Source organism: Citrobacter sp. 506 (assembly GCF_050434985.1).
GTDB lineage: Bacteria > Pseudomonadota > Gammaproteobacteria > Enterobacterales > Enterobacteriaceae > Citrobacter > Citrobacter braakii.
This window is the reverse complement of sequence record NZ_JBNDJN010000001.1, coordinates 1986035-2001127: the sequence shown is the minus strand read 5'-3', so window position 1 is coordinate 2001127 and position 15093 is coordinate 1986035. Positions and strand designations below refer to the sequence as shown.

General features: G+C 50.8%; 13 protein-coding genes. 7 read left to right on the top strand and 6 right to left on the bottom strand.

What is annotated here, in order from left to right:
- Positions 1–90 precede the first annotated feature (90 nt).
- From ABIE10_RS09750 to puuD, 4 genes are all read right to left on the bottom strand, one after another.
- On the bottom strand, positions 91–1371 hold the full coding sequence (locus tag ABIE10_RS09750; protein WP_191227708.1) for an NAD(P)/FAD-dependent oxidoreductase: 1281 nt from the start codon (positions 1369–1371) through the stop codon (positions 91–93).
- A 2-nt stretch (positions 1372–1373) separates the two neighbouring features.
- Positions 1374–2861: an aldehyde dehydrogenase PuuC gene (gene puuC / locus ABIE10_RS09745; protein ID WP_016151912.1), complete on the bottom strand. Its 1488-nt coding sequence runs from the start codon at positions 2859–2861 to the stop codon at positions 1374–1376.
- Between the two features lie 137 nt (positions 2862–2998).
- A complete protein-coding gene (puuR, locus tag ABIE10_RS09740) occupies positions 2999–3556 on the bottom strand; it encodes an HTH-type transcriptional regulator PuuR (protein ID WP_016151913.1) in 558 nt (185 codons plus the stop codon).
- Positions 3557–3581: 25 nt separating this feature from the next.
- Complete coding sequence (puuD, locus tag ABIE10_RS09735) at positions 3582–4346, bottom strand: gamma-glutamyl-gamma-aminobutyrate hydrolase (RefSeq protein ID WP_016151914.1); 765 nt, start codon at positions 4344–4346, stop codon at positions 3582–3584.
- 211 nt (positions 4347–4557) lie between these two features.
- Here puuD and ABIE10_RS09730 point away from each other — a divergent pair, with 211 nt between their 5' ends.
- The 3 genes from ABIE10_RS09730 (at position 4558) to ABIE10_RS09720 (ending at position 8481) form a co-directional block, all read left to right on the top strand.
- A complete protein-coding gene (locus ABIE10_RS09730) occupies positions 4558–5976 on the top strand; it encodes a glutamine synthetase family protein (protein ID WP_046276299.1) in 1419 nt (472 codons plus the stop codon).
- A 387-nt stretch (positions 5977–6363) separates the two neighbouring features.
- Complete coding sequence (locus ABIE10_RS09725; protein ID WP_016151916.1) at positions 6364–7752, top strand: APC family permease; 1389 nt, start codon at positions 6364–6366, stop codon at positions 7750–7752.
- A gap of 165 nt (positions 7753–7917) precedes the next feature.
- Entirely contained in the window at positions 7918–8481 is a 564-nt protein-coding gene (locus tag ABIE10_RS09720; RefSeq protein WP_016151930.1) for a DJ-1/PfpI family protein, read from the top strand.
- A gap of 49 nt (positions 8482–8530) precedes the next feature.
- On the opposite strand, the gene ABIE10_RS09715 is transcribed toward ABIE10_RS09720, so the two are convergent.
- Together ABIE10_RS09715 and ABIE10_RS09710 are read right to left on the bottom strand one after the other, a co-directional pair.
- The gene (locus ABIE10_RS09715; protein WP_429155420.1) at positions 8531–9277 is read right to left on the bottom strand and encodes an SAM-dependent methyltransferase; all 747 of its coding nucleotides are present in this window, start codon (positions 9275–9277) and stop codon (positions 8531–8533) included.
- A gap of 11 nt (positions 9278–9288) precedes the next feature.
- Positions 9289–9546, bottom strand: coding sequence for a YjhX family toxin (locus ABIE10_RS09710; protein ID WP_016151932.1), 258 nt, complete (start codon positions 9544–9546; stop codon positions 9289–9291).
- A gap of 1317 nt (positions 9547–10863) precedes the next feature.
- Here ABIE10_RS09710 and pepT point away from each other — a divergent pair.
- The 4 genes from pepT to ABIE10_RS09690 all read left to right on the top strand — a co-directional run bounded on the left by pepT (position 10864) and on the right by ABIE10_RS09690 (position 14972).
- The gene (gene pepT / locus ABIE10_RS09705; protein WP_016155790.1) at positions 10864–12120 is read left to right on the top strand and encodes a peptidase T; all 1257 of its coding nucleotides are present in this window, start codon (positions 10864–10866) and stop codon (positions 12118–12120) included.
- Positions 12117–13478 carry a C4-dicarboxylate transporter DcuC gene (dcuC, locus tag ABIE10_RS09700; RefSeq protein WP_016151934.1) on the top strand — a complete coding sequence of 454 codons (1362 nt, stop codon included), beginning with the start codon at positions 12117–12119 and terminating at the stop codon, positions 13476–13478. The genes pepT and dcuC overlap by 4 nt, the downstream gene beginning before the upstream one ends.
- A gap of 527 nt (positions 13479–14005) precedes the next feature.
- Positions 14006–14641, top strand: a complete 636-nt coding sequence (locus ABIE10_RS09695; protein ID WP_016151935.1) for a DUF2913 family protein — start codon at positions 14006–14008, stop codon at positions 14639–14641.
- Positions 14642–14732: 91 nt separating this feature from the next.
- Positions 14733–14972, top strand: coding sequence for a hypothetical protein (locus tag ABIE10_RS09690; protein ID WP_016151936.1), 240 nt, complete (start codon positions 14733–14735; stop codon positions 14970–14972).
- Positions 14973–15093 lie beyond the last annotated feature (121 nt).

Genomic DNA, 15093 nt, shown 5'->3' with positions numbered 1-15093 from the left:
TTTCGTGCCCGTTACCTGTTTTTCACTGTCCGGGAATAAAAAAACGCACAGGGGAGACCGCCCTGTGCGTCGGGTTTATTGCGGAAGAACTTAAACCCCAAGGCGATCGCGTAAGCTGTAATATGCCGCCCCCATGGCGGTAAACGGAATGCGCAGGCTGCGCCCCCCCGGGAACGGGTAGTGCGGCAGTTTGGCGAAAGCGTCAAAGCGCTCGGCATCCCCGCGCAGCAGTTCAGAAATCAGACGTCCTGCCAGGTGGGTACAGGTCACGCCGTGGCCGCTGTAGCCCTGCATATAGTAAATGTTGGTATCAAGACGGCCAAACTGCGGCATGCGAGATAGCGTTAACAGGAAATTACCGGTCCAGCGGTAATCAATTTTTACCCCCTGCAATTGCGGGAAGGTTTTCAGCAATTTCGGCATTACCAGACGTTCAATATCGTCCGGATCGCGGGCACCGTAGACCACGCCGCCGCCGTACAGCAGGCGGTTATCACCGGTCAGACGGTAGTAATCCAGCAGATAGTTACAATCTTCCACGCAGTAGTTTTTAGGAATCAGCGAGCGCGCCATCTCTGCAGACAACGGTTCGGTGGTTAACACCTGTGTGCCGCATGGCATGCTGCTTTTTGCCAGCGCAGGCTCCAGTTTGTCGCCGAGGTAGGCGTTGCCCGCGACGATCACAAAGCGGGCCGTAACCTGACCTTTTTCGGTGCTGACCACCGCCGGGCTGGTGTGCTGGATACGGGTGACCGGCGACTGTTCGAAGACGCGCCCGCCGTTCAGACGAATGGCGTTAGCTTCGCCAATCGCCAGGTTCAGCGGATGAATATGACCACCGCTGTGGTCGAGCAGCGCGCCGACATAACGATCGCTGCTGACTTCGCGGCGAATTTCGCTGCTGTCTAACAGTTCAAGCTGCGTGTTGCCGTAGCGTTCCCAGTTCGACTTCTGCTCCTCCAGCGTTTCCATCTGCTTGTGGTTCAGCGCCACAAACAGTCCGCCGGGGCGATAGTCGCATTCGATCTGATAACGCTTAATACGTTCGCGGATGATATTACCGCCTTCAAACATCATGCTGCCAAGCATTTTGGCGGCGTCCGGGCCATAGGTGCGCTCGATGACGTCGATATCGCGACTGTAGGAGTTCACCAACTGACCGCCGTTACGTCCGCTGGCCCCGAAGCCAATACGTGCGGATTCCAGTAGCACTACGTCGTAACCCATCTCCGCTAAGTGCAGGGCGGAGGAGAGTCCGGTATATCCACCGCCCACGATGCAAACATCACAGCTAACCGACTCGCTAAGGGTGGGAAACGGTTCGTACTGATTGGCGCTTGCGGCGTAATAACTGCTGGTATGTTCAGTCATGATTAAGGCTCCAGGGAGATCCAAATGGTTTTCAGTTCGCTAAATTTTTCCAGCGCATGCAGGGACTTATCGCGCCCGTTGCCGCTTTGCTTATAACCGCCGAACGGCACAGTCATATCACCATCGTTGTAGTTATTAACGAAGACAGAACCGGCCTTCAGGCGACGACTCATGCGGTGGGCGCGCGACAGATCGCGGGTCCAGACCGCGGCCCCCAGGCCGTAGTCACTGTCGTTGGCCAGCGCCAGGGCTTCGGCTTCGCTGCTAAAACGGGTGACGACCAGCACCGGGCCGAAGATCTCATCGCGGCTGACGTGGGCTTGCGGGGCTGTATCGACAAAAATAGTCGGGCCGATAGCCGCTGGGTGGACGTGGCTGCGACCATCCAGCGCCAGCGTGCCTTGCGCTTCACCGTCGCGAATAAAACCGTGCACGGTGTCGGCATGCGCGTTGTCGATAAGCGTGCCCATCGTGGTTTCCGGATCCAGCGGGTTGCCCGGCTGCCAGTTTTTCGCCTGCTCTTTCAGCAGGGCGATGAACTCGTCGGCAATACTCTCTTCCAGTAACAGACGCGTACCGGCGATACAGACCTGACCCTGGTTATAGAAGATGCCTGCTGCAGCATTGGCGGCGGCTTTCGGCAGATCCGGGCAGTCGGCAAAAACGATGTTGGCACTTTTACCACCGGCCTCCAGCCAGACGCGTTTCATATTGCTGTCGCCAGCGTCTTTGAGCAGTTGCTTGCCGGTGCGGGTCGAGCCGGTAAAGGTGATCACATCAACATCCGGATGCTGCGACAACGCCTGGCCCGCTTCGTGGCCATATCCGCTCACCACGCTGAGAACGCCATCGGGCAAACCTGCTTTTTTCGCCAACGCAGCAAGGCGAATGGCGGTCAGCGGTGATTTTTCTGAAGGCTTGAGGATCACGCTGTTGCCTGCAGCCAGTGCCGGGCCAAGTTTCCAGCAGGCCAGCAGCAGGGGAAAATTCCACGGCACGATGGCCGCAATGACGCCCACCGGCTCGCGCACAATCAGCGCCAGATCGCTCACCGAGGTGGTGGCCACTTCGCCATAGACTTTATCTATTGCTTCGGCGTACCAACGGATGGCGCGTGCCGCGCCTGGAATATCATCACGCAGGCTATGGCGAATCGGTTTACCGGTGTCGAGCGTTTCCAGTAGCGCCAGCTCCTCGTGATGCTGCTCCATTAAATCGGCGAACTTGTGCAGGACTGCCTTGCGCTCTGCGGGTGATGCTTGCGACCAGTCTCCGCGTTCAAACACGGTGCGGGCTGCGGTGACCGCGCGGTCTACATCCGCTTTTTTGCCGCGGGCGACTTTGGCGAGCGGACGTTGTCCTGCCGGATCCTGCGTAATAAAGGTTTCGTTATCGGCGGCTGCGCAATATTCGCCGTTAATAAATAAACGGGTCTCCGGCGAATAATGGCTGGCTTTTTCACGCCAATATTTAAGATTCTGAAAGTTCATAGCTACTCCTTTTATATCAATAAGATAAAGTTCGTTGCTGATCTTTTCAGGCAAAATCAGGCTGCACGATGCCCCAGGGATGTACCCTGTTAATGCGCGTTATTTAAGAAGGCCTGAGAAACTCAGGCCGCTACTTATTAGAAAGTGGTAGGAGTGTGGGCACTGATGATGCGGCAGATCCCTGCCGAGGTGTTGCTGAAGCTATGTGGTATACCGGTGTTAATGGCATAACTTTGTCCTGCAACAAGATGATACGTTTGACCGTTGATGGTCAGTATCACTTCACCTTCCAGTATTGTCCCAATCTCTTCACCCTGGTGTTTAATTCTCTCCCCGGTTGTCGTACCTGGCTGATAGGTTTCAAACATCATGGCCAGCGTACGATTCGGATTTCCGTTGTGTACCAGCTTCATGGATACTCCCTGACTCCCGATCTCAATCAAATCATCCTGATTGATAACCACCTGCGGTTCGTCAGGCTTTTCCGGTTCCGCGAAGAACTCGGAGAGCGACAGCCCATAAACTTTCAATAGCTTTTGCAGCGTACTGATGGCAGGACTGACTTTATCCTGCTCTATGGTGCTGATGGCGCTATGCGTTAACCCAGACAGTTCGGCGGCACGACGCTGTGAAAGACCCAATTGCTGGCGGATCTCTGACAAACGTTTACCCGGCGCCAGGCCGTCATCGCTCATAATTGCATTTCCTTAACTGTAGTGGTCAGAGTCGCTGTTTTTCAGCGAGGTGGTTCTGACAAGCGGTGATAAAACCTTCAAGTAACAAACGCGACAGGGCGTATTCGCTACTGTTCCATTCCGGGTGCCACTGCACGCCAAGCGCGAAAGGATGGTCGTGAACGCTGGCTGCTTCCACTAATCCATCCTGCGAGCGTGCTTCCACGCGCAGTTGCGGGCCAAGGGTTTTTGCGCCCTGACCATGCAAGGAGTTAACCCAAAACGTGCTGCAACCTGGTATTAGCTGAGATAGCAATCCTCCCTGTTGAACCTGGACTTCATGAGATGGCGCATATTGCTGCTCCACCGGGAGTTCCGCATCTTCACGATGTTCCAGGAACTGTGAGTGATCGCACAGGCGACGATACAGAGTCCCGCCAGTGGCGACAACTAATTCCTGTAAGCCCCGGCAGATGGCGAAAATGGGAATGCGCCTTTCGAGCCCGGCGGTGATTAGCGCCATGCTCAGAAGATCACGCCCGGGATCGGCGTCAGACTCATCGCCATTTTCACCATAGAGGTGCGGCTGCACATTGCTTGGGCTTCCTGGCAGGAAGATACCATCCAGTTTCGGTAACAGCGCGTTCAGTAATTCGGGTTCCGCAAGCGCATGGGGAATCGCTATCGGTAATCCACCGGCGTTTAATACTGCATTCAGGTACTTTTCTTGCAGAGTCTGGGTCTCGTGACCCTTAAGCCTGTTCCTACACATCACTACACCAATAACTGGCTTGTCAAATATATTGCCCATGATCGACCTCACGTTTTGGAATAAATTATTGCCAAACGGTTCCTTGTTATGCCATTCCGTTCATTATTTTCTCAATCTAGCAGCGGAATAACCTTCTAGCAAACTTAATTTAACATTTGACAAACAATTTGTTTGCATCCAGAGTCGAAGAGTGGACATTATATTTAACAGTCAAATCACAGAACAGCTTACAGGCCAACGGCGGTGAATCATGGAAACCAATATCGTAGAAGTTGAGAATTTTGTTCAGCATTCTGAAGAGAGACGAAGTAGCGCGTTTGCGCGTGAAGTTAAGCAGTATCTGGAGCGCTACCCCAACACGCAGTTCGTGGATGTGCTGTTAACCGACCTGAATGGTTGTTTTCGTGGTAAACGCATTCCCGTTGCGGGATTACACAAGTTAGAGAAAGGCTGCTATTTCCCGGCATCCGTTTTCGCGATGGATATTCTTGGCAATGTGGTCGAAGAGGCGGGATTAGGCCAGGAGCTTGGCGAACCGGATCGGACCTGTGTCCCGGTGCCTGGCACGTTAACACCTTCGGCCGCCGATCCGGAATGTATTGCGCAGATGATGCTGACGATGCTGGATGAAGATGGCGCTCCCTTTGACGTTGAGCCGCGGAACGTACTTAACCGACTCTGGCAGAAACTTCGCCAGCGCGGTCTGTTCCCCGTCGTAGCGGTAGAGCTGGAGTTCTATTTACTCGATCGTAAGCGCGATCCCGAAGGTTATCTGCAGCCGCCGTGCGCGCCGGGAACGGACGATCGGAATACGCAAAGTCAGGTTTACTCGGTTGATAACCTGAACCACTTTGCTGATGTGCTGAACGATATCGATGAACTGGCCCGTTTGCAGCTGATCCCGGCTGACGGCGCGGTGGCTGAAGCCTCCCCTGGGCAGTTTGAAATCAACCTCTACCATACCGATAACGTACTCGACGCCTGCGATGACGCGCTGGCGCTGAAACGCCTGGTACGGCTGGTGGCGGAGAAACATAAGATGCATGCCACGTTTATGGCAAAACCTTATGAGGAGCATGCCGGTAGCGGAATGCATATCCACATCAGCATTATGAATAATAAAGGCGAGAACGTGTTAGCCGATGCGAATGGCGATGATTCCGCGTTACTAAAGCGTGCGCTTGCCGGGATGATTGATCTGATGCCTGCGTCAATGGCGCTGCTGGCGCCGAATGTGAACTCTTATCGCCGCTTCCAGCCGGGGATGTATGTTCCGACCCAGGCTTCCTGGGGGCACAACAACCGTACGGTGGCGCTGCGCATTCCCTGCGGCGATCGTGATAACCATCGGGTTGAATATCGCGTGGCGGGGGCTGACGCCAACCCGTATCTGGTGATGTCGACCATTCTGGCGGGGATCCTGCATGGTCTGGATAACGAGCTGCCGTTGCAGGAAGAGGTGGAAGGCAACGGCCTGGAGCAGGAAGGGCTACCGTTCCCGATCCGCCAGAGCGATGCGCTGTGGGAGTTCATGCAAAATGACAGTCTGCGTGAGTTGCTCGGGGAGCGTTTTAGCCATGTGTATCACGCCTGTAAACACGATGAACTGATCCAGTTTGAACGCCTGATTACCGACACTGAAATTGAGTGGATGCTGAAAAACGCCTGACAGGAAAGTGGCCCGACGGCGGAATGTTTGTCGGGCCTGTACGCATTGTTTGGTCATTGAAAAAAAGAAGTCGCATCATGCGGTCTGAGCGGAGCCAGCCCGTCAATATTGCAGGATCACCTGCCATTTCCCGGATGTCGCGTAATGGAGCGGCTTGCGACAACGGGTCTTCAGATAACCGACAGAGTTTGTGACGAGGAAATGTGATGATGCCAATGTTTAAAAACCCGCCCCGCGTGAGCATCCATGGCTCCCGCAGTAAGTACGGACCGCATCTGTGCCGTGCAACATTGACGCCTTTCTTTTGGCTTTCCACCCCGACACGACCCAGGTCTGCTGTACCCACGTTTCGATCGCAGATCTGGGCCCGTGGCGGGGAGGAAAGCTATGTCGACTAATTCTTCTGTGGATCTCGCGGCCCAGCCGGGCAAAGCACAGTTGCGTAAATCCCTCAAGCTGTGGCAGGTGGTGGTGATGGGGCTGGCCTATCTCACACCGATGACGGTATTTGACACTTTTGGTATTGTTTCGGGTATCAGCAATGGTCATGTTCCGGCCTCCTATCTGCTGGCCCTGGCGGGCGTGCTGTTTACCGCCATCAGTTACGGAAAGCTGGTTCGCCAGTTTCCACAAGCCGGTTCGGCCTACACCTATGCGCAAAAAGCGATCAACCCGCATGTGGGGTTTATGGTCGGCTGGTCGTCACTGCTTGATTACCTGTTCCTGCCGATGATTAACGTCCTGCTGGCGAAAATTTACCTTTCCGCGTTGTTCCCGGGCGTTGCGCCATGGATTTGGGTAGTGATGTTTGTAGCGATCCTCACCGCGGCCAATTTGAAAAGCGTTAATCTGGTGGCGAACTTCAATGCGCTGTTTGTACTGGTGCAGGTTGCGATAATCGTGGTGTTCATTGTTCTCGTGGTGCAGGGGCTGCACAAAGGCGAAGGGGTTGGGACCGTCTGGTCGCTGCAACCGTTTATCAGCCAGAATGCGCATTTGATCCCGATTATCACCGGGGCGACCATCGTCTGCTTCTCGTTTCTCGGTTTTGATGCGGTAACCACGCTCTCTGAAGAGACACCGGATGCCGCGCGTACCATTCCAAAAGCTATTTTCCTTACCGCGCTTTACGGTGGACTGATCTTCATTGCTGCCTCGTTCTTTATGCAGCTGTTTTTTCCAGATATTAGCCGATTTAAAGACCCGGATGCGGCGCTGCCGGAGATTGCGCTGTACGTTGGCGGCAAACTGTTCCAGTCTATTTTCTTGTGTACGACCTTTGTGAATACGCTGGCGTCAGGTCTGGCATCCCATGCCAGCGTTTCGCGTCTGCTGTACGTGATGGGCCGCGATAACGTCTTCCCGGAGAAGTACTTCGGCTATGTCCATCCGAAATGGCGTACACCCGCGCTGAACGTCATTATGGTCGGGATTGTGGCACTCTCGGCCCTGTTTTTTGACCTGGTGACCGCCACGGCGTTGATTAACTTTGGCGCGCTGGTGGCCTTTACGTTCGTTAATTTGTCCGTGTTTAACCACTTCTGGCGTCGTGAAGGGCGTAAGCATACCTGGCAGGAAAAGTTGCACTACCTGGTATTGCCAATGGTCGGCGCCGCCACCGTTGCCGTACTGTGGGTGAACCTGGAGGTGACATCGCTGACGCTGGGACTGGTATGGGCTGGCGTGGGGTTGGTGTATCTCGCCTACCTGACCGGACGTTTCCGCAAGCCGCCGCCGCAGTTTGACGCCGCGAAATCTGAGCAGGCCTGGGAGTGACATAAACTTCAGGTATTAACAACAGGGCACGCCGTCAGGGGCAACTACCTTCAGACGTCCGGTGACGGCGTGTCCTGCGGTATTTATTAATGTCGTGAAATGCGTGGGCTATAGTAAAGATGGCCGTTATTTCTCATCATTAATAACCGTGAGCGGGGGATGTGAATGAAGAAGATACTGATGCTGGTCGGCGATTATGTCGAAGATTATGAAACGATGGTGCCTTTTCAGGCATTGCAGATGCTGGGCCATCGTGTTGATGCCGTCTGTCCGGATAAAAGTCAGGGGGACTACGTTCAAACCGCTATTCATGATTTTGATGGGGCGCAGACCTACAGTGAAAAACCGGGTCATCGTTTTACGCTGAATGCAAATTTTGCCGAGGCGCGGGCCACCGATTACGACGCGCTGCTGATCCCCGGCGGACGTGCTCCGGAATATCTCCGGCTGAATCCGGATGTCATTAAGCTGGTGCAAGATTTCAACGCTGCCGGTAAGCCTATCGCCGCGGTCTGTCATGGACCTCAGCTGTTAGCGGCGGCGGGGGTGTTAGAAAACCGGACCTGTAGCGCCTATCCGGCCTGTGCGCCAGAAGTCCGTCTGAGCGGCGGGCATTACGCAGATATCGGCATTGATCAAGCCCACGTGGATGGCAATCTGATTACCGCGCCTGCATGGCCCGCGCATCCGCAATGGCTGGCTAAATTTGTTGAAGTATTAATGAAGTAAGCGATGAAAAAAGCCGGTATAACCTGCCTGGTTATACCGACTGGACATATTACCTCTGTATGAGTGCGAACACGCCCCAACCAATGTACTCCCGGGTGAAGGCTACGTGGCGTGCTGGTGAACTCCTCAGTTGCTCTCTGACTTCCGGGGCAAATTCATCGTCCGGATTTGCCTCCAGCCATCGGCGCATCGTCAGCCATTTTGCCGCCTCGTATCTGTCCCAACCCTCCTGGTCAGCCAGTACCATTTCAACCACGTCATAACCGAGCAGGTCGAAAGATGAAACGAGCTCTGGCAGAGAAAGAAAATCGGTCACTGAAGTCGCGCCGCAAGCCTGGGCGATGCTCTCCGTTGCAGGCGTCTGACGCCAGTAAGGTTCGCCGATGAGCATAATTCCGCCTGGTTTGAGACTTTGTTCCAGTTGTCTGATCGTTCCAGCGACGCCGCCGGCAATCCAGGTCGCACCAACGCAGGCGGCAATATCGAATTTTTCTTCGGCGATATAACCTGTTGCATCGGCATGAATAAAACGCACGTGCTCATTGACACCCAACTCTTTGGCCCGCAGGGTGGCTTGCTCACTGAACAGCCGGCTCATATCGATACCAACGCCGGAAATACCGTGATCGCGTGCCCAGGTGCACAACATCTCACCCGAACCGCTGCCGAGGTCCAGAATGCGTGTTCCCGGTGCCATCCGTAAAACCTGGCCTAACGTGGCGTATTTCTGTGCGGTGAACGGATTATGAATGCGATGTGCGCTTTCGCTGATGGTAAAAATCTTCGGGATATCCATCTCTCTCTCCTTTAGCGATTATCAAGTTGGGCGCGAACGTTGTTCAGGCCGGTCGTATTAATACGGTAGGGCTGACCATTGACGGATTTGATCAGTTTCTTGGTTCTGAGCTTTTTGAACACCTCGAGCGTGCAGTCGCAGAGCAGCAACCCTTCACGGCTATAGCATTCGACGGAAGTGACGCGGCCAGAGGCATCGCGGACGTGAGCAATACGGCCACCTTTGGCGAGAACGTGTAAGGTACGTTGTTCCTGACGGGATAAATTCATACTGGAAAACCTGTTTAATCATCATGTGCAAAACGTGCAAACACACAGCGGTGTCCGCATTCGAATTCGGCGCATTGATAACCAGTCCGGCCTGAAAAGGTCGGGAAGCTGATTATCAGATGATTACATTCTCCAGCATCAAAGCCTCGGGTTGAGTTGAAAGGTATTTACATGCTGAATCATACCTGTAAGAAACAGTAGGGGAACCTCCTTGTAGTGGAAGTGTGATCTGTAACGAAAAATTGTATTTCTTTTATTTAATGACTTTTTAATTCTCGTTATGTAAATCGCATTTATTCATTAAATTAATTTAATGTTTCAGCATCGCCAGAAACGCTATCGGTAGCCATACAGCATTGCTATTCTTTTTTTATCACCTCATTGATTAGTATGGTTTACTCTTTTTGCTGGTTAATTTTGTTCTTTGATAAATGATCCTTTATCATAATTGTGGTTTTAAATGAAATTTGCGATTTAATGTTTTTAAGAATTTTCTTAACGTGACTAAGTGTGTATACTCGGTCCTGCAAGAAGCGCTTCTGTTATCATTAAAACTATAAGTATGTCCTTAACACCCGTATTACCTCTGCCCTGAATCTCTTCTCGGGGGAGAGGTTTTTTTTGCCTGCATATTATTTAGATTATCGTCATAAATAGAAATTTTAATATTATCGTTATTGATGTTCACATTATTGGTTACGACGATTTAGCTCTACTGACCCCTACGGCAATATTGAAATAGTATCAGCCTGAATCTATTTCATAGTGAATAGTATAATTCTGGCTATGTTTATGTGGGTATTATATAGATTTCCTTATAACTGCCTTTTTTTCAGCGCGATAGAAGTTTTTTGCTTTTGAGGTAATTGTGATTTTGTTCACGGATTTTAGTGCGCGAAGTGGCTATTTGTAGAGAGGTGCAAACGGTTGCATGTTGCTGATACAGTATTCGTTCATTAAAAAAATATCGCGATGGTATGTCTTATGCCAGTACAGAGTACAGGAATCTAAATGATTTCTATTATCTCATAGGTATAGGGATGCCGTTTATGACTTCTGTTAGCTTAACACCATGGGAAATAGCAGTAAAAATAGACAGGGAATATGATTTTATCAATCAGAAAGGAGTTTTTTAATCGCAGGTATAATCACTGGCCTTTTTATCTTCCTTTATATAAATCGTTGTCGTAATGCCCATAAAATTAGCGTTCTGGGATGAGCGCTGATTTTATTTGGTTCTCAGATTATTTACTCCACGCTGCATGCAGAACACCTCTCGCAGTACCTCATAAATGATACATTAAAGGATCTCCTGGAATGGATATTGTTGAACGCTTTATTAACTACACGAAAATCAATACCACGACATCAAGGGAAAATGGCGCTAATGGGATAATGCCTTCTTCTCCTGGTCAAATGGAACTGGCAAAACTGCTTGCAGCAGAACTTGAAGCATTAGGAATGGAAAACATTGAGGTCAGGGATACCGCTATAGTGACGGCAACCTTACCTGCAAATACCGATGACACGATCCCGGTGGTCTCTTTTTTTGGTCATCTGGATACCAGTGCGGAACAGACGGCAGACACCAAAGCACAGCGCCTGCATTATCACGGTGGGGATTTATGCCTGAACAAAGAGCTGAATATTTACCTGCGCGAAAGTGAATTTCCGGAACTGAAAAATTATATCGGTGATGACCTGCTGGTGACCGACGGGACCAGTCTGTTGGGCGCTGATGATAAAGCAGCCATCGCCGCGATTATGAATGCTCTTGAGTATCTGGTCGCACACCCGGAAATAAAACATGGGCCGGTAAAAGTGGGTTTTGTCCCGGATGAGGAACAGGGCTTGCGTGGCGCAAAAGCGTTTGATGTTGCCGCGTTTGGTGCTGATTTTGGCTATACCCTGGATTGCTGCGGTATCGGTGAGTTTGTTTACGAGAACTGGAATGCGGGCGATGCGGAAATCATCTTTACCGGCCAGTCCGCACACCCGATGTCGGCCAAAGGTAAGTTAAAGAATTCGCTGCTGATGGCGCATAAGTTTATTGCCATGCTCCCAGGGGGAGAAGCACCTGAATATACGGAAGGGCGCGAAGGGTATTACTGGGTAAAACAGCTACAGGGTAACAGCGCCCGCACGGTACTTAAGCTGGATATCCGCGATTTCAGTGAAGAAGGTTATAAGGCGCGTATGGCGTTTATTCGCCAGCTTGCCGTCAGCACCTGTGCCCTGTGGGGGGAAAACAGCGTGGTCTGTCATTTAGCCGATCGCTACGCGAATGTGTTGAACAGTTTGCAGGGGGATGCTCACTACCCGATTGATATTGCATTCCGCGCGTATCAGAAATGCGGCATAACGCCCGCACCTGTCGCCATGCGTGGCGGGTATGATGGCGCGGTACTGTCGCAGAAAGGATTGCCGTGCCCGAATATTTTTACCGGTGCTCATAACTTCCATTCAATTTATGAGTATCTGCCGGTGCGTTCTCTGCGGGCCGCCAGTGATGTGGTGGTGGCGGTGATTGAGGAAACTTATACTGAGTTCGCGCAGCGGAGAGCTCAGTCATGATTCAGGTGTTAATCGCACTTCTGGTTATCGTGGTGGTCGCGCGTCTGATTCTGAAAGGTTATCGCGCTGAACCGGTGCTCTTCATTGCGGGCTTAGTCTTGATGATTTGCACCGCGTTAACCGGATGGGGTTCCGTATTACCGAAGGGGGTTGCCAGTACGGGAATTTCCTTTCTCGATCCTTTCGAGGTAATGCGCGATCTCTTCAGCACGCGCGCCGCCGATCTCGGCCTGATGATCATGGCGTTAATGGGATTTGCGCATTACATGGATCATATCGGCGCAAATGAGGCGGTCGTGCGGGTAGTAACGAAACCCTTACGGGCGCTGCGTTCACCCTATGTGCTCCTCTTTTTCTCCTACCTGCTCGCCAGCCTCCTGCAGTTGGCCATTCCTTCTGCAACCGGGCTTGCCGTGTTGCTGATGGGGACCATGTTCCCCATTATGTTGGGGTTAGGGCTCTCAGCGGCCTCGGCTGCCGGGGTCATTGCTACTTCGCTTGGCGTGGCTTACACCCCGACGGCAATCGATGCTATCAGGGGCTCTAAAGCAGTGAATATGGATGTAGTGGAATATGTTGTTTACCACCAGGGTCCCGCCGCGCTGGCAACGGTTCTGGTTGTCGGCGTGTGCCATTTTTTCTGGCAGCGGCATTGCGACCGTAAAGCAGGGACGTTACCGCGGGAAATCGGTAGCGCAGAAGTGACTGATTCAGGAAAATCCCCGGCTTTTTACGCGCTGCTCCCCATGCTTCCGATACTGATGGCAGTAGGATCATCCGAAATGTTCGTCAGGGGTATCAACCTGAATATTATCACTATTGTCCTCATTTCAATGACCATCTGTATGCTGATTGAATGGCTGCGAGTGCGTGATTTAAAGTCGGTCTGCGAAGGTTTCAGCCATTTCCTGAAAGGAATGGGCACTGCGTTTACCGGTGTGGTTGGACTGTTGGTTGCGGCAGGGGTTTTTGCTCACGGAATTAAAGTCATCGGTGCGATCGATCAGCTCATTCTGATGGCCGAACACGTGGGATTACCGCCGTTTGCCATGGCGGTAGTATTTGCGCTGGTGACGCTGGCCGCGGCGATCATTATGGGGTCGGGGAATGCGCCATTCCTCGCCTTCGTTGAGCTCATCCCGCAAATTGCCGCCAGTATGGGCGCTAACGCCGTTGCCATGATCCTGCCGATGCAGCAGGCATCGCATATGGGACGGGCCATTTCACCGGTATCCGGCGTCGTGATTGCCGTTTCCAGCGGAGCGAAAATAACCCCATTCGATGTGGTGAAGCGTACCGCCGTACCGCTGATTGTGGGGTTCGTTACTCACACTCTGATCATCGGTATTTTCTATTAACCGTTCCAGCGACAAGCCAACTTCCGGTTCATTGAATCCGGATGTTGGCTTTTTGAATTAGGCGAAATTTAAACGCGTTAATATTACTGATACCTGTATAAAAAGCCTGGCCTGCTGCTGTGAGGCTGTCTGTCGCTCAGCGGAGGATAGAATGCGATTCCATTAGGATGTTTAATGGCTGTTTAGCGTTGAAATGGGTGTTTGTCTGGGGTGTCTGGTCAAAACTATCAGGATATTTCTTCTAATCAGCAATTTTTGAAGTTTTATGATGATCATATTTTTAACAGTAGGTGGAATTGATAACCTGTGAGTATTATTAGTTTTTATCTTTATCGTATAATTCTTATTATTTATCGCTGAGCCATCCGGGCATCAATGATTAATAAGAGTGATGTGTTAAGTTTGCAATTTTATTACATAGGGATAAATTAATCTGGATCATATTTTGATGTTTTTAGTTGTAGTATTTTTTAAAATGAAATAATGCAAGATTTACATGTGATAATGATTTATTTGGGCAGGTTTAAGTGGTAAGGGATTCAGGAAAAGTTAGTACGTTACGACACCATTATCAGGATGACCTGGAAGCGTTTACCTGGAGTGCATTGGTAGCAATTGGTATCGCAATACGGGACCGTAAGATTCATTCTAAAATGTCAGAGCATCTTTTTATTATGCAATGGCTGGCCATCGCTAAAAAAAGAAAGCTCTTCTCAAGGAACGTAATCAATGAACTTCAATGGCTAATTGATGAAGGCAAGAAAAAAAGCCTCAATGCACAACTTAAATTTAAAATAGAATATCTATACTCGACTTCGAGTGGCGATGTATCGATGCAGAACGACTATTTTAAGTTTACTCATACGATTGAGGTGTTGAGAAATAATGGCTGGGAAAGCTTTCTGCTTACGCCAGAGAAATGGCGAGATCTGCATGAAAAGATTAAGGTAAGAGAAGGTAATTTTATTTTTATGGATGACACTCGGCTGCAGGCGTGTTTTGGCGTGCAGGGTGAGATTGTCAAACCCTTCTGTATCCGGGTATATGGCGATGTTGAGTTTGCAAAGTTAACGTTCATTAAACATAACCTTCCGGCTGAATTTGTAAAGCACGTTTCAAATGAGTTTTATCACTTCCATTTTCTTCTGGTAAGTAATGCTTAACTGACGATGTGAACAATGTGCTGTTAATGCAAAGAATAGATTGATCAACTTGTAAATTTATCGGATAGAAACCACGCGCCAAGGACAGCGAATGTTTACTCGAAAGTTAGTGATTGCCAACGAATGGATAAGGTTGTCTGATATTCCAGACAGTGTGTCCATTTCTTTTCGGGGCGTTCTCGAGATAACTGAAAGTACAGGTGTGCCAGACGCCAGCACGCCGTTGTTACGTTTAGAAAATGAAATGGCACCGATCACCGTCGATTCGTTGTCCTGGGTGCGGGTGCCTGTCGATAGTCAGAAAGACATTACCGTTTATATCCATAAATAATATTAATATTGAATAGTTTTGGCCTTATTTTTGCCAATGTTAGAGGGCTGCTGTTTATCGCAGTATGTCCCCCTGAGTAATTAATTTATTACGTGAGAATGAATGCGGAAACTTTCTAATA

Bases quoted from the DNA above. Each gene is read 5' to 3' on its own strand.
- ABIE10_RS09750 (WP_191227708.1), bottom strand. From the start codon at position 1,371: ATGACTGAACATACCAGCAGTTATTACGCCGCAAGCGCCAATCAGTAC.
- puuC (WP_016151912.1), bottom strand. From the start codon at position 2,861: ATGAACTTTCAGAATCTTAAATATTGGCGTGAAAAAGCCAGCCATTAT.
- puuR (WP_016151913.1), bottom strand. From the start codon at position 3,556: ATGAGCGATGACGGCCTGGCGCCGGGTAAACGTTTGTCAGAGATCCGC.
- puuD (WP_016151914.1), bottom strand. From the start codon at position 4,346: ATGGGCAATATATTTGACAAGCCAGTTATTGGTGTAGTGATGTGTAGG.
- ABIE10_RS09730 (WP_046276299.1), top strand. From the start codon at position 4,558: ATGGAAACCAATATCGTAGAAGTTGAGAATTTTGTTCAGCATTCTGAA.
- ABIE10_RS09725 (WP_016151916.1), top strand. From the start codon at position 6,364: ATGTCGACTAATTCTTCTGTGGATCTCGCGGCCCAGCCGGGCAAAGCA.
- ABIE10_RS09720 (WP_016151930.1), top strand. From the start codon at position 7,918: ATGAAGAAGATACTGATGCTGGTCGGCGATTATGTCGAAGATTATGAA.
- ABIE10_RS09715 (WP_429155420.1), bottom strand. From the start codon at position 9,277: ATGGATATCCCGAAGATTTTTACCATCAGCGAAAGCGCACATCGCATT.
- ABIE10_RS09710 (WP_016151932.1), bottom strand. From the start codon at position 9,546: ATGAATTTATCCCGTCAGGAACAACGTACCTTACACGTTCTCGCCAAA.
- pepT (WP_016155790.1), top strand. From the start codon at position 10,864: ATGGATATTGTTGAACGCTTTATTAACTACACGAAAATCAATACCACG.
- dcuC (WP_016151934.1), top strand. From the start codon at position 12,117: ATGATTCAGGTGTTAATCGCACTTCTGGTTATCGTGGTGGTCGCGCGT.
- ABIE10_RS09690 (WP_016151936.1), top strand. From the start codon at position 14,733: ATGTTTACTCGAAAGTTAGTGATTGCCAACGAATGGATAAGGTTGTCT.